The 13846-nt window shown below is 49.8% G+C and carries 11 protein-coding genes; 7 read left to right on the top strand and 4 right to left on the bottom strand.

The features are described 5' to 3' along the window. Positions 1-472 precede the first annotated feature (472 nt). Positions 473-1354, bottom strand: coding sequence for a hypothetical protein (locus JFQ59_RS10705; protein WP_202320430.1), 882 nt, complete (start codon positions 1352-1354; stop codon positions 473-475). A 63-nt stretch (positions 1355-1417) separates the two neighbouring features. Further along, positions 1418-1645, bottom strand: a complete 228-nt coding sequence (locus tag JFQ59_RS10700) for a hypothetical protein (protein WP_202320429.1) — start codon at positions 1643-1645, stop codon at positions 1418-1420. A gap of 182 nt (positions 1646-1827) precedes the next feature. Between JFQ59_RS10700 and JFQ59_RS10695 the strand changes: the two genes are divergently transcribed. The 4 genes from JFQ59_RS10695 to JFQ59_RS10680 are packed head-to-tail and all read left to right on the top strand — an operon-like array spanning position 1828 to position 6454. Further along, positions 1828-2016, top strand: coding sequence for a helix-turn-helix domain-containing protein (locus JFQ59_RS10695; RefSeq protein WP_202320428.1), 189 nt, complete (start codon positions 1828-1830; stop codon positions 2014-2016). Between the two features lie 3 nt (positions 2017-2019). Further along, positions 2020-4086 carry a VirB4 family type IV secretion system protein gene (locus tag JFQ59_RS10690; RefSeq protein ID WP_202320427.1) on the top strand — a complete coding sequence of 689 codons (2067 nt, stop codon included), beginning with the start codon at positions 2020-2022 and terminating at the stop codon, positions 4084-4086. After that, positions 4086-4502 carry a hypothetical protein gene (locus JFQ59_RS10685; RefSeq protein WP_202320426.1) on the top strand — a complete coding sequence of 139 codons (417 nt, stop codon included), beginning with the start codon at positions 4086-4088 and terminating at the stop codon, positions 4500-4502. The genes JFQ59_RS10690 and JFQ59_RS10685 overlap by 1 nt, the downstream gene beginning before the upstream one ends. Further along, complete coding sequence (locus tag JFQ59_RS10680) at positions 4499-6454, top strand: hypothetical protein (protein ID WP_202320425.1); 1956 nt, start codon at positions 4499-4501, stop codon at positions 6452-6454. The genes JFQ59_RS10685 and JFQ59_RS10680 overlap by 4 nt, the downstream gene beginning before the upstream one ends. A gap of 83 nt (positions 6455-6537) precedes the next feature. Here JFQ59_RS10680 and JFQ59_RS10675 read toward each other — a convergent pair whose 3' ends face one another. Then, positions 6538-6936, bottom strand: coding sequence for a hypothetical protein (locus JFQ59_RS10675; RefSeq protein ID WP_202320424.1), 399 nt, complete (start codon positions 6934-6936; stop codon positions 6538-6540). 81 nt (positions 6937-7017) lie between these two features. Between JFQ59_RS10675 and JFQ59_RS10670 the strand changes: the two genes are divergently transcribed. Continuing rightward, positions 7018-7206 carry a hypothetical protein gene (locus JFQ59_RS10670; RefSeq protein ID WP_202320423.1) on the top strand — a complete coding sequence of 63 codons (189 nt, stop codon included), beginning with the start codon at positions 7018-7020 and terminating at the stop codon, positions 7204-7206. Between the two features lie 92 nt (positions 7207-7298). Here JFQ59_RS10670 and JFQ59_RS10665 read toward each other — a convergent pair whose 3' ends face one another. Next, a complete protein-coding gene (locus JFQ59_RS10665) occupies positions 7299-12215 on the bottom strand; it encodes a CARDB domain-containing protein (RefSeq protein ID WP_202320422.1) in 4917 nt (1638 codons plus the stop codon). Positions 12216-12394: 179 nt separating this feature from the next. On the opposite strand from JFQ59_RS10665, the gene JFQ59_RS10660 reads away from it, so the two are divergent. Together JFQ59_RS10660 and JFQ59_RS10655 are read left to right on the top strand one after the other, a co-directional pair. Continuing rightward, positions 12395-13447, top strand: a complete 1053-nt coding sequence (locus JFQ59_RS10660; protein WP_202320421.1) for a bifunctional DNA primase/polymerase — start codon at positions 12395-12397, stop codon at positions 13445-13447. Next, the gene (locus JFQ59_RS10655) at positions 13448-13810 is read left to right on the top strand and encodes a DUF555 domain-containing protein (RefSeq protein WP_202320420.1); all 363 of its coding nucleotides are present in this window, start codon (positions 13448-13450) and stop codon (positions 13808-13810) included. Positions 13811-13846 lie beyond the last annotated feature (36 nt).

Here is a 13846-nt window from a genome sequence, read left to right as displayed (position 1 = left end):
GCGCCACTACCTCCCTCGAGTGCATTTCCAAGAGGGTCGAGTGCAATTGTTTCGAGAGGGGCGGGTGGCCTCCCGGATGTAGGCTACGCACCGTCCACGAGGGCCACGTTAGCTGTCCGCGAGCAGGTGATAGCAGAGGGAGCGCCTGACATCACGGCTATCCCACGCACACACGAAAAGATCGTTGAGGGGCTGAAGTCGGGTGTCGTGCAGGTAGGAAGAGCGGTAGCGGAGTGGAGTGGAAGTTTCGGAAAACACTTTGTCTATGGCCTCTACGACCACAGCATTGGGGCTATGGCTCCGTTTTACGGCATTGAACCTACAACAATTAGAAAACAACGTATGTCACTTTCGAGGGGTGAGTTGCGCAACGCGAGTGAAGGCACACGAGACGCTGGAAGGGTAGAAAGACGATGAAGAGGGAAGATAACTAAAAAACTTTACCACCTCTCCCCTTTTTTGGCAGAGAGTGTCAGAGTTTATACTTTTTTGACAGCTTATCCACACGGTCAAAGAAGGCATTCATCTCTTTCTCGCCGAAGTTGGTGACTCCGAGTTCTGTAAGGAGCGTTAGCATGAGCACTGCGTATTCAACTGAGGCTTCAAAGTAAAAACTATCAACGTTCTGGAACTCTGGGAACTCTTCTCTGAGCCAGTTCGTGCAATCTTCGAACAACATTTTGTAGAAATCCTCGAATCTAAGTTTCCCTCTCCTGAGGACCTCCCCGAACGCTCTTACAGGTACTGAGTCAGGGATCTCTACAATGTAGTTGTCCAGAGTAATCTTTATCACGTCCACGTCCACTGCTCTCAGACTGCTTGGGAATAAATGTGTCACGCCGTAGTTTCTCAGGTGCTCAGAGAAAAATATCGGAACGCTTTTGGCCACCTCCTTCGCCTCGTGGAACGCCTCATCTTCGTAAATTGCCGGGTCGGGCATGTTGAAGAGTCTTCGCATTATCTGCTCGTCAAAGTCGTAAGATGTGAAGTACACGAGAGTACGAATGGGAAGGTGAGAAGATTTGTCTGTGAAGTGTACCCGCCTGTGGAGTTGGCTGTCTACGAAGCCAAATATAAAAGGCGTCCAGTTGGCTCCTCCAAGTACGACCTTGCTCATTTCGGTTTCCCTGTCTATACCTATCGTGAGCAGGAATCTGTGAGGGTTCTTCTCGTCTGCGTCGTACTGGTATATTTTCCTCCCAAGAAACTCGTTGAGGGTCATGTCGAAAAAAGCTTTCGACATTGAGTGATCCTCTAGATAAGCTCGATAGAGCTCCTCCCCGCGATCGTCGCTCGTCGGTTCGGTTGTTTTCTTCTCTTCTTTTTTCTTTCCGAACAACTTGCTAAATACCATGTTCTCTTTATTTCGGAAACATATAAATATGTTATCAACATCCCCCACGCACAACGGCTTAAATCACTTCTTTTGCCTGCCAAGCGCTTTTTTGAGTAGGTAGTACAGTGTGAACACCACGAAAGGGGTTGAAAGCATGAGGGACATCGCTTCCAGTTCTGCCTCCCCTAACGCGTTTATGTCCACGATAACTCTTTTTTCCTCGGAAAAATATGCGAAGGTAAATGTCGTGAGGACGGTTAGGTAAGCGGAGAGCAAGGCTGTCAGTCCGACCACGATAGAGAATGACATGATGGCGTCCCGGATTGTTTTCTTTAGGTTCCTTTTAGTTCTGTCGGGTTTATTATGCGAATTATAGTCAATTATAAACTTCTCACCCGCCATAGCCCCACCGGTATGCGAAATTGAGTTGTAATTCCGCTTCCAGTGTTTTTTTGCGAAAATAGTTATAAGCGTTTTGAGGGTATTAGTAAGTGGTATGGTACCACGGAGGGGGTAGGTTGCCAGGGTTTTACACCGTAAAAGAGGTTGCTGGGATGTTGAAGGTCAGTGAGAGGACAGTTCAGAAGTGGTGCAGAAATGGAGTGATTCGCTCCGTGAGACTGCCAGGGGGACAGTATCGTATTCCCGTTGAAGAAGTTGAAAGGTTGTTGAGGAGGTAGGAAATGTTCAGGCGAAAAAAGAAAAAGAAGAAGTTGGAAAAAGAGGAGTCTGAGGAAACTGAGGTAAGCGAGGAAGAGAGGGTATACATCGAGAGACCGGACACGCAAAAAATAAGAGAGGATATTGGAAAAAGCAAAGGAAGGGCCAAGAAAAAATCGAGGAAGAAGAGGGAGTACTACTACGAGCTTGACGGATATCCGTTCTCAGTGATGAACGAGATAGAGAGGGACCAACTGCTCTCCGACTTTCAGGGTTTCTTGTCCATTGTAGGTGAGGGCACCCTCCTCGTCACTGTCAGGGACGAGGTGTACCGGCTGTTCGACGAGACGATCTCGGTAACCTCTAAGAGGATATTTCTAAAAACCCCGAAGCAAGACCTGACGATGTTTGGAGCCAGAAAATTAGATCGAGATCCCTTCGAAGAGCGACCGAGAGTGGTGAAAAACTACCCGTTTGAGGTACAGTTGAGCGATGGCTCGTTTGCGAGAACCTTCGTTGCCTACCGTTTTCCAGCCCTACTAGCAGAGGGTTTCCTGTACTCTATTTTCGGTATTGCAGACGACGTAGCTCTGGTCTGGTATACCGTCCCGATGAGTAAGGCTCTGGAGATCATAGACCGGGCGAAGAGAAGGAAGGAGCAGGCCGTTAACGACAGCAAGACGGAAAAGGAGTACTGGGCGCTCGTGGAACTGAGCAGGAGGGTTGCGAGTGGTGCAGACCTCGTGAACTACTACTTGATGTTCACGGTCTACGGGAGAGACAAGAACGAACTGAACGAGAAGTCGTCGTTGCTCCAAGACCAGTTGAAAGTGTTTGGAATCGAAGCCCAATCGCCTCCATTCTTCCAGAAGGACCTGTACAACTACTCACCAAACGTGGGTGCGGGATTTGCATCCTTGGTCAAGAGGTACTCCGACACCAGATCAATGAGGGTGTTCTTTCCCCTCATCGCCGAAGACCTCAGGGACGAGGATGGTATATTTCTCGGCCTCTCGGGGACGAGGAGTCCGGTTGAGTTCAACATTTACAAGAGGCACAACTACAACATGGTTATTCTCGGAGTTTCCGGGGCCGGAAAGTCGATGACGGCCAAAATTTACCTCAACAGGATGTTAAGGAAGTACGGCGACGACCTAATTATTTTCGGTATAGACCCGGAGAACGAATACGTTACTCCAGACGTGAGGAAGTATCTCGGTATCAACACCATCGTGGTCGAAGAAAACCAAAAGCTTGGGTTGGACCCGATCCGGTTGATGAACATAAACCTCATGCAGGGTGAAGAAGTCCTCGACATCGCCCAAGTTGCCGAACTGTTGTCGGACCTCTACGCGGTTCCCCAACCACTGCAAGGGACACTGAGGGCTGAGCTCTTTACCCAGCAGGGGAATGTCGAGAACATCGTCGAGTTCGTGGAGAACATAAAAGACGCACGCTTGAGACAGTACTTCCGCGGAGCCACGGCCCCTCCAGACATATACATCTACGAAGGAAAACCCCAAAAACTAAGTGGGTCGGTAGTCTTCGGGCTGAGAGAGGTGAGAAACCGTAGGTTGAAAATACTCATCAGTGCTTTTCTCTCTACGTACGCTTACAGTACGCTTCTCCAGTACGGCAGGAGAGCAATCTTCTTTACCGACGAGGCGTGGCTCTACATGGACACGCCTTCGGTATTGAACCTATTTGAAAACATATCGAGGAGGGGTAGGAAGTACTTCCTGAACTTCCTCTACATCACGCAGAGGGCAGAAGACATCGCGAGGACACCGGAGGGGAGAACGATTCTGGAGCAAGCTGCAACGGCACTTCTTTTGAGGCAGGAAAAGGAGGGTATCGACACGCTAAAGCAGATTTACAAGCTATCTTCACACGAAGCGTCAATGTTGATTGACGCCCGTCCCGGCTTTGGGCTGCTGAAGGCGGGCGACAAGAGAATTGCGATGCAAGTCATGCCAACTCGGCAGGAGTACTACACATTCACGACGAACGTTGCAGAAAGACGAGCTTTTGCCGCTGATGTTGAGGACAGCTTTTCAGAGGTTGAAGAAGTGGTCGGAGGTGGTGAGTGATGTCTGGATTCGACGCGAGACTGTTTGACTTTCAGGAGGTCGACAACCCCGACCTGCTTTCGGAAAGAGTGTGGGGAAAACTGACTGTGAGGCACATCTTGTACCTTTTCTTTGCTATCTTCGTGGGATGGGGTGCACTCAACTCGAAGAGTGGAGTGGCTACTGCCGTCTCGCTGGGTATTTCACTTCTCGCAATCGTAGGTGCGTTCTACCCCCAAAAGAGTGTGACCTTTGAAGCGATCGTTTTTGGCGCGGTTATGTACTTCGTAAACGGGAGTAACGTCCCGGACCCAAGCAAAGTTAACAGACCGAAAGCGGGTAAAATAAAAAGACCAGGGTGGCGACGTAGGCAAAAGAAGGTCAAGAAAATTAGTAAGAGGTTCCTACGCGGTACTTTTGAAGATGAGAAGGTATGAAGAGGGGGCTGGCATTTCTCTTTTTTCTGATTTTCTTTCTGGCGGCCCTTGGTTGGGCCGTCGGTGCAGTGGCAGAGTGGCTGAACGAAAATTACGCGTTCGTTGGACACTACGAGGGTGGCAAATTCGTAATTTCAAATCTCTCCGTACTCGTCGAGAACGAGACTTTCGTTCTGACACCTGAAGAACTGGCTAACTACACCCTCGAGGACACTTTTGCCCTGAACTACTCTCGGCTTACCCTGAGTAGCGTACTACCTTTCATCGTGAAAGACGGGAGTAGCAATACGACTATGCGTGACCTGTTGTTGAAGGGGCTTAGCTTACCTGCGAGACAGATAGCCCCCAAGCAATACCAAGTTCTGGAAAACCTCACTGGGATCATGAAGATCCACTACAACAACTCGTCGTGTGTGAGCTACATCGCTAACCCTGAAGTTTTTGACGTTAAAATGCCGTACAAGCAGCTCAACCTCACCTACTGTGATTTCGAGCCCGACACTTACGATGTGCCCTACACCCCGTCTGGAGAGTTTAACGTTAGTACCGTTTCTAGAAAGGTGGACTCACGCGTGGTGGTCGGTTACGTGAAGTACGACGTAAAAGATGTCGACCAGTACGACTTCGACATCTGTTACGAGCTGGGCTACAAAGTGGACGGTGACCTCCACACCGAGGTGAAGCGTTGTAGGTATGGCCTCGGTGCTGGCACATACCGTTTTGATGGAGGGTACTACAAGGGGTGGGGGCCCCTTGCAGAGCTAGAAGTCGTAGCGAAGCTCCACACACACTGCGACGTGTTTTACTGTTATTCCTACCTCACGATCGACAAAGTGACCCCAAAGAAGAGGACTCTTATTTTTGAGAAGGACAGTCACGACATTTTTCTGAAGGGTACGGTCTACAATGGTACTAGCCCAATCTACATCGACATCAAACCGGCCGTCGAGATGGTTGGGGACTATGTGGAAAATCTAATCGCCGCTAACATTACCTTTACCCACGGAAGCTCGGGGAGCGTTGCCGATCACTTTACGGAGGGTCTGTGGGGCTACGAAGAGGCAGTCGTCAACTACAGCGTATTTGTTAGAGATAAAATCGACGTCTATGGCACAGACGTCGTCAGGGTCTATCCAGCGGGATATTTTAGGGTACACTTTACGACCACGGGAAAACTGCCTCCCTGGGGTGAAACGGCGGTCATTCCGTCCGTACCCGAGATAATCGAGACGAATTTGACGCCCGTACCGCGATGGGTATTCGAACCGCAGAAGATAGACAAAAACTACGCGAAGGAATATCTTAACTATCAGGTTAGCAGGTGGACTGCTGACAAGATCTCTGAGTTCCTCGACGAGCTTTACGGCTCCTCTTTTGATTACAAAGTCTACGAGGCGTGGTACCTGGTGGGGCACATGGCCGGCCTAGTGGTTAGGGACGATAACCGAACGGGCTACCCTTACGAAGCCCTGATTAGTGGTGCCGGCAACACCATCCAGAGAGGAGAGATTTTACCGGCCGTGATGAGCTTTTTGACATACACGGGATACAGACACACTGACGTTTACTGGTACTTGCCCAAATTCAACGGCTCTGGTTGTCAGGAGGGGGTGCTGTCAATGTTTCTCCTTGACAGCGAGGACATAGCTCAGTCGAAGTACCCTCCCACGCTCACGCCCGTGGCCTTTCTAGCGGGCGACATGAAGCTTTTACTCTCAGAGATGGGCGTCCAGAATAGCTACGTGGCGGTACCTTATTTCATTACCTCTTGGGGAAGTGTGGACTCCATATCCGAATTTCCAAAAAGTGGTGAGAAGATCTCACTGAAGTTGGGCTACTACAACACTTCTACGGTGTTTGACTACAGACCTGCTGAGAAAGAGGTCATATTCGAGAAGTACTACTACAATACGTCCGAACTATTTGAACTCTCGCAGGAGTTACAGTCCTGATCGTTTTTGTAATCGTTACCGTTTAGGGCACAGGTGTGCAGGGAAAAATCGGGGGCTTAACTTTTTTACAAAAAAATGGTTGGTTAGATGTTAATGGTAATGACTCCACCCGTCAAACTGTTTATCAGGGAGGGGAGTGCTGCAAGAACTATTGCGCCGACTATTGCTCCTCCCAGATACTTCTTTCCAGCGTCCTGATCGCCCCTTACAAGGTTGAAGACGCCCCACACGCCTGCACCAAAGACTGCAAACCATGCTACGAGGTACAGCCACCCGAGGACCGTCGAGATGCCCTGCTGCGCCTCTGCTGGTAGCGAGGGTGTGATCGTTATATCCACCGCTGCCGCTGGGAGGATCCCTGTTACTGCTAAAGATAGGAGGACTGCCGCTCTAACTATGCCTCTCCTACTCATGTGTAGGTTTCCCTCTGAAAAGTATATATATGTTCTGCTACCATTTTTGTAACTACGGCCACGAAACACAGTAAAAACGAAAATGGATAATGTGGTAAGATCGTTCTGGTAGGCAAAAAGGATTATAATATTTTCAGTAGAGAGAAGGGCATGGTGGAGAAGGAGATCGTTTTAAATGACATCCCCGTGACGATTGCAGGTATCGCCAAGGTGTGCAAGGGAGGGCGGATTACAATTCCGCAGTACGTGCGACAGAGCTTGGGTATCGGCGACCAATCGAGGGCTGCGATTTACTTCAACAGGGAGAAGAAAATCTTGTTTATTGAAGTTATAGACTGAAACGTCTTTCTCTTCTCTTTCTTTTCCTCGAGTCGAAGAGGGCTGAACAAGTGAGAACAACAACAAAAAAATGGGATAAAGTTTAGAAAAGTTTAGAAGGAACCTATCGCCGAGTTCAGCGATGTTAAGATTATTGCCCCGAGTATCCCTAGCATTATATATTTTCTACCGAGCTCTCCTCCCGTCCTCGCAAACTGCGTGATCCCGTACACTATCGCGCCCGCGCATGCAAAGTATCCACCGAACATGCTCCAGCTAAGAGTCATCGTCGCCCTCTCTTGGATCCCTTCAGGGAGTTTTGCTTGTGTGAGGTTAAGGTCTTTTGGTGGTTCGTTCACGAAGAAGTCTGTCTCGTATACGTTGTTGTCTTCGTTTACCTCCATCACGCTGTCGAGGGGGTCGACCGTAATGTTCACGTGTACCGTGCCGTTTGACGTCGGCGTGAAGAACAGTACTACATTCGTGGAGTTGCCCGGGTAGAGCTTACCTATCGTCACGCTCTTCGTGTTGTTCAGATATTCCATGCTTACCAAGACGTTCTCTGCTGGTGCAGAGCCAATATTAGACACTGTTACCTTAACTTTGTAGGGCGAGTATGTATAAAACTCCGTTTCGTTGGTGGCGACTCCGGTTATCACCAGGTCTGGAGCCCTGACGACCGTCTGTGTCTGCTTGTTGTTGGATTCGTCCCACTCGACGACTTTGTTTTCGGGGTCGACGATAGCCTCGAATGTGTACTTCCCGAGCTGTTGTGGCGTCCACCTGAAAGACTTCGAGACCGAGCTGCCCGGCGATAAGCCATCTATTGTCACCGTTCCGAGTGTACTACCACCGTTCTGCAGTTTCAGGTTGAAGGTTCCAGCCCTGTAGTCGCCTTTGTTCGTAACCCTGACGGTGATATAAGTTTCCTCTCCGAGAGTGACTTCGGGCGGTATGCTGATGTAGTCCACCGTCAGGTCGGGGGCCACTACTTTGACCGTGGCTGTAGAGGTGTGCGTTCCGAAGTCCGTCTCCACCTTGGCCGTGACCGTGAAATGGCTACCGTAGCTGTACTTGTCTTTGGACGGAGTGTAGTACGCGCTGATGGTCGTGGACTTCATGGGGTCCACCGTCACCGTTTTTGATGTGATCGTGGTGTTGTCCACCTGGACCGTCACGGTCCCCGAGCCTTTTATCTGGCCGACATTTGTCACCGTTATCTGGATCGTCTGTTTTTCGTTCACGGGGGCGCTGTCGGGAGCGTCGATGGAGACTCGCAAGTCCGGTACCCTCACAGCAATGGAGCGGTTGAACTCGTTGTTGTTTTCGTCCGTCTCCTTGATGATGTTGTCCGGATCCACCTTGACGACCAAGTAGCTCTCGTTCTTCAGGGCCGTGAATGTGAACGTGTACGTTAGCGTCTTGTCCGGATCGCAACTCAGGGCTTGTTTCGTCTGTATCTGGTCTCCGTAGGTTGCTATTAGTGAAAATCCGTTTGCCGGCCCGTCTCCCTGATTTTTGACCGAGACCGTTACGGTGAAGGGGTTCTGGGCGTCCACGACTTCTGGTGCCACCACCGAGAGGTACAGGTCCGGCGCTGTAACTCTCATGGTTTCGACCACCCTGTTGTTGGACGTGTCCACGTCGAATGCGCCGACTGGATAGGCTTCGACCTCTATCGCCAGCGCCCCGGTCTCGTTTGGAGTGTACTGTAGGGTCACGATGTTGAGGGACGTGGTTACGTTTTGCACGACTTTTCCGTTCACTTTTAGTGTGAGGTTGTAGCTGTCAAACTGTACTGTCCCTTTGTTTTCCACGTTTACCGTTATCTCTGCAGTCTTCCCCAGAGGTATCGTCTCTGGAATGTCCACGGACGTTATGGCCAGATCGGCCCCCGTAACCGTTATGGACTTTGAAACGATGTTGTCGTTTTCGTTCGATTCTTTGACTTCGTCCGAGGCGTCTACGGTTACCGTTATGGTGTGGTAGCCCACCGGTAGGTCGAGGTTCGTCTGAATGCTGACCGACTCCTGTGGGGCGAGGGAGCTGATTCTTCTGACTTCCGAACCGTAGGAGTAGTCTATCAGCACCGTGAACGCGCCTGCGTTGTAGTTCCCGTCGTTAGTGATGGTGATGTTGACTGGCACGCCTCCTTCCTTCATCTCCACGCTGGAAGGCACGTCTAGGGACGCTTTCAGGTTTGGTGCTTTGGTGGTGACAGTGGTTGTGTAGCAGTTGTCGTCCTCGTTAGGTTCCGAGAACGCGTTGTTGTAGTCTACGCAGACGGTTAGCTGGAACGAGCCGTAAACATCGGGGGTGTACGTGAGGTTTACGGTACTTGTTTCTCCCGCCGAGATGGACGCGACGCTCGTCGATGCCACCGAGTTCCCTTCGAGGATCGTGATGTCGGTGTCTGCCTGCATGTTCCCAGAGTTGGACACCCTCACCTTTATAGTAGTCTCTGCACCATAGACTAATTCCGGAATGTCCACATTCTCGATTTTTAATTCTGGAGCCAGTATACTGTAGGATACTTTGTATGAATTGTCAGATTCGTTGCTTTCTGCGATCATGTTTGCTGAATCTACGACGATTTCAATTGTCGTTGTCCCGATGTTTGTGGGGGTCCATGTGAAGGTCGAGATCACCGTGCTCGATGGGTCCACATTCGTCACTTGGGAAGACTGTGTTGTCACCCCGTTCTCCTTGAACGCCACGGTGAAAGACTCGCTTGGGTAATCTCCTGTGTTGGCGATAGTAACTTTAAACGTGTACTGGTGGTTGAGTAGCACCTGACTCGGTGCGTCTACACTCTGAATCGCGAGGTTGATGTGCTTCACTATTACGTATGTGCTGAACTCGTTGTTGTTTTCGTAGAGCTCCGCTACGCTGTTGTCTGGATCTACAACAATTCTAATTTCAGTTTGTCCGGGAGCATTTGGAGTCCAGGGGACTTCGGCTTGTGTTGACCCGTAGGCCGAAAGTGTAACGTAGGTGGTTCCAATTACGTTTTCGTTTGCGAGGACGTTCACCTTTACGTTCGACGCTGGTAGATTGCCGCTGTTTTGAACGGTGAAGGATATCGAAGTCTGCTTGCCTACAAGCGGGGTGGATGTGACGGTGGCGGAGCTTACGTGTAGGTCGACTCCCTGTAGCGTAAGAGTCCCTGCGTTTGCCGTGATGCTGAACGAACCAGAACTCAGAGTGACGGTTACAGGATAGTTGTCAAGAGGGAGGGTTGGGACCGTAAACGAGACCTGAGTATTTATTTTGCCGTTTGTGGGTGTCACTTGTTGGGGAGAAGGTGTTACTTGATTGTCGCCAACCTTGACTATGACGTTTAGCTGAGAGTTTGGTAGCCCGTTTCCGTTGAGCGTAACTTTGACCGTTTCGCCGTATGTTGCTCTTGTTTTGTCTATCGATGCAGATAGACTTGATTGTATAGTATACGAGCCGACAACCGTCGAAGTGGAACCTATAGTCAACTGCACTTGGTGGGTACCGTAGGGGACATCTGGTACTGTGACGGTGAACATCTTGTTGTTGAAGTCACCACTTGTGCTGGGAGATACACTATTTGGAGAGACTGTCGCTTTAATCCCTCCTATTTTTACTGAGACTGGTTGAGTCGTAGTGGGAAAGCCGTTACCACTTGCCGTAATAGTGAATGTCGAACCAACTTTTCCACTCGTCTTGTCCATCGTAGCAGTAGTTATGAGTGGTACAACGTTCAGGTAGCCAATTATTCGCGTTGAGGTACCCACCGTCAGTTTTACTTCTTTCGAGCCGCCAGGTATGTTCGGTATCGTAAAGGAGAACTGTGCATTGTTGAACTGTCCGTTTGAATCCGTCTGCACCTTGGAAGGAGAAAGGGATACTCCCACCCCGTCTATAGTAAGAGTGGGTGAGTACTGAGTGTTTGCAGCGTAAGCTGAACCGCTGAATTTCACGACGATGGTTGACCCTACATTAGCGTTGGTCGGCGTAAATGTCGCGGAACTGATACCTTGTTTCACAGTAAGAGTGCCCACGTTTATACTTTTAGACCCAATGTACAGTGTTACAGATTTTGACCCTGCAGAAAGACCGTGTGGAACTATTGCAGTTACAGTTCCTGAGATTACGCCTGCTCCATTTGAGGTTACAGTTGTAGGGGAAACAGTGGCATACAGGGATCCTATTTTGACCTTAACTTGGTATGCCGTGTTTGCGGCATATCCTTTTCCTGTGAAGGAGATGGAGATGGGGAGGCCAACTTCTTGGGTGGAGGTGTTCTTGCTTGCCGAGTACAGTTTGGGAAATATCTCAAACTGGCCGACAGTGTACTCAGTTGGGAGGTAATCAGCCAGCCCACTTACTGTCGCTTTTACGGTGTAAGTACCTTGTGGGAGTGTAGGGACCGTGAACGTGTAGGAAGTGCCCGATGGATGCGTATAACATGTTGTGGTGAAGGTGCCTAAGTCATTGGGGCTAAAGGAGGTGGTTTTGAGGACAATAGAACCGAAACTGTATGTGACTGTATATGACTTAGGATAAAGCGGACCGCCCCCTACATGTATAGTAACGGAGTCGCCAACATTACCTGAAAGTTTGCTAAGGCTAAATGTCGGTGGTTGTTGTGTTGGATATACGAGATCTTTTTCGGCGTAATACCACGATGGGACGCAATCGCCACACGATACGTATATCGCGGCTTTTACGTGAACAGTAGTTCCTTCTGGCCCTATATTGGTTGGGGCTACTGCATAGACATAGTGCGGCGTAGGTCCGTAATTAGGACATATTGCTTGGTCATGCAAAGAATACTTCGTTCCAAGAATTTCCATGTATGACCTGTCGAGGTAAGGATATGCGAAGTAATCATCGTAGGCATGTACAATTACTTTTCCACCAGGCCATATGTAGTCGCTCACAATTGATGCTGCGTGCGCCGGTACAATAGAGAGATATGGTACCGTTAAAAGTAAAATTAGTGTCAGCGCTGCTATGTCGATTTTGCGTCCCTCGCCAGAGTTTATGGGATCCAACATGTGTCAATATACTACGAAACAGATATAAGTGTTGCCGTGGTTATTATCGAGTTTATTCATTTGAGACCGTACTTCCGCCAATTGGAGGGCGAATATATAGTAAAATGTTGCATAAACCGCTATATTCATATAAAAAACTGAACTTATAGGTAACCGTGAAACGCCCTTCAGGTGAGGACGTGAAGTGTGCCTTGGATGTGCACTGCCGGCGCAGGTATCCCCGGGAGTTTGCGAACATGTCCGAGAGTGGACGACGCTTTTCCAGAAACATGTATGTCTCCGATTTGGGTGACCTCTACAACTATATCGAGTTCTTCGACTTCGTGAACTGCTTTGCCTCCGTGTACTCTTTCGACGCCCCCCTCCCCGAGATGGGGGTGATGTGGCCCCGTGACAGGGTAGTGATCGACGCCCTCTTCATGGACTTCGACTCGAAAGAGAGCCCAAAACTCGCCTTCAAGGATGTGTTGAAGGTTCTGGATTTTCTGGAGTCGCGCTCCGTGGAGCCACTTGTCTATTTTTCCGGCTCTAAAGGCTTCCACGTTTACGTAATTTTCGAACCGGTCAAGCTGCAAAGGCCGAAAGATGTGCTGAAGCGGGTTGCGGTTACGCTCGTCGAGTTGCTCGAACTCAAGACGGCGGACCTCAACGTTGCGGAGATTGCGAGACTCTCGAGACTTCCTTTCACGCTCAACTCGAAGTCGAAACTTTACTGTACGCCCATCTCACCCAAACGGCTGAAGAACATGACGTACGATGATGTGATAAGATTCGTAAAGAGTGGGAAGTACGACCTGCCCCACTACGAGGAGAGCGGGTACTTCAGGGAGGCGTTCGAGTACGTTTCTGTGATGCTTGAAGAGTTAGAACGGGAAGCTGGGCAGAGAAAAAAGCAGCGGAAAGTTAAACCGGCAAAAGGTAGGTGGAAGAAGAGGATAGAACACTACGTTAGCGTGCTGAAAGAGCACGGTGTGTTGAGCGCCGACCCGCGAATAGTGAAAATCCACTCAAAGTCCGAGTATGTAGCGAGCATGCCCGAGGAGAGTAAGAGAGGAGCGATAGAGCACATAGCAAGAGTTCACCTCGTGTTCATGCTGTTAGAGGAGGGCTACAGCGACGAGGAGATTCACGAGATATTCTCTTACGCGAAAGATTACAAGAGAGAGAAGACCCAGTACTTCATCGACTACAACCGGAGGAGATTGGAGCAATCTCGAATAGAGGGTGGTTGAATGGATATTGGTACCAATACTGTTAGGAGAGCTAAGAAGAGAGGGAACATATACGTCGTCAGGGTCATAATTCCGTGGATAGTCCGAAATGCTCGTACGCCGAAAGACGCAGTTAACATCGCAATTCACGAGGTCGGAAAGAGGTTGAGCGACAAAAGGTTGGAGGTGTGCAGGGTTAGTTGCACCTGTGGGAGGGGTCTCGACGCCGTGCTCTTCACCCCCGGAATGTCGATGGTGTGTGTCGAAACATCCGTTAAGGTCGTTGCACTTAACGAGAGCGAGGCAGGTAAAGTCGCCAAAGCAATCGTCGGGAAGAAGTTGAGGGATGTTCCCCTCAGTATTGGCGAAGTGATCACTGGGTGAAACGCTCGCCTCGCTCTACATCTGTTGCGTATACTT

Origin of the sequence: Archaeoglobus neptunius, assembly GCF_016757965.1 — an archaeon.
In the GTDB taxonomy this organism is placed as follows: domain Archaea; phylum Halobacteriota; class Archaeoglobi; order Archaeoglobales; family Archaeoglobaceae; genus Archaeoglobus; species Archaeoglobus neptunius.
The sequence above is the reverse complement of the archived record's forward strand: the minus strand, read 5'-3'. Positions and strand labels throughout refer to the sequence as shown.

Bases quoted from the DNA above. Each gene is read 5' to 3' on its own strand.
- JFQ59_RS10705 (WP_202320430.1), bottom strand. From the start codon at position 1,354: ATGGTATTTAGCAAGTTGTTCGGAAAGAAAAAAGAAGAGAAGAAAACA.
- JFQ59_RS10670 (WP_202320423.1), top strand. From the start codon at position 7,018: ATGGTGGAGAAGGAGATCGTTTTAAATGACATCCCCGTGACGATTGCA.
- JFQ59_RS10680 (WP_202320425.1), top strand. From the start codon at position 4,499: ATGAAGAGGGGGCTGGCATTTCTCTTTTTTCTGATTTTCTTTCTGGCG.
- JFQ59_RS10700 (WP_202320429.1), bottom strand. From the start codon at position 1,645: ATGTCATTCTCTATCGTGGTCGGACTGACAGCCTTGCTCTCCGCTTAC.
- JFQ59_RS10690 (WP_202320427.1), top strand. From the start codon at position 2,020: ATGTTCAGGCGAAAAAAGAAAAAGAAGAAGTTGGAAAAAGAGGAGTCT.
- JFQ59_RS10685 (WP_202320426.1), top strand. From the start codon at position 4,086: ATGTCTGGATTCGACGCGAGACTGTTTGACTTTCAGGAGGTCGACAAC.
- JFQ59_RS10665 (WP_202320422.1), bottom strand. From the start codon at position 12,215: ATGTTGGATCCCATAAACTCTGGCGAGGGACGCAAAATCGACATAGCA.
- JFQ59_RS10655 (WP_202320420.1), top strand. From the start codon at position 13,448: ATGGATATTGGTACCAATACTGTTAGGAGAGCTAAGAAGAGAGGGAAC.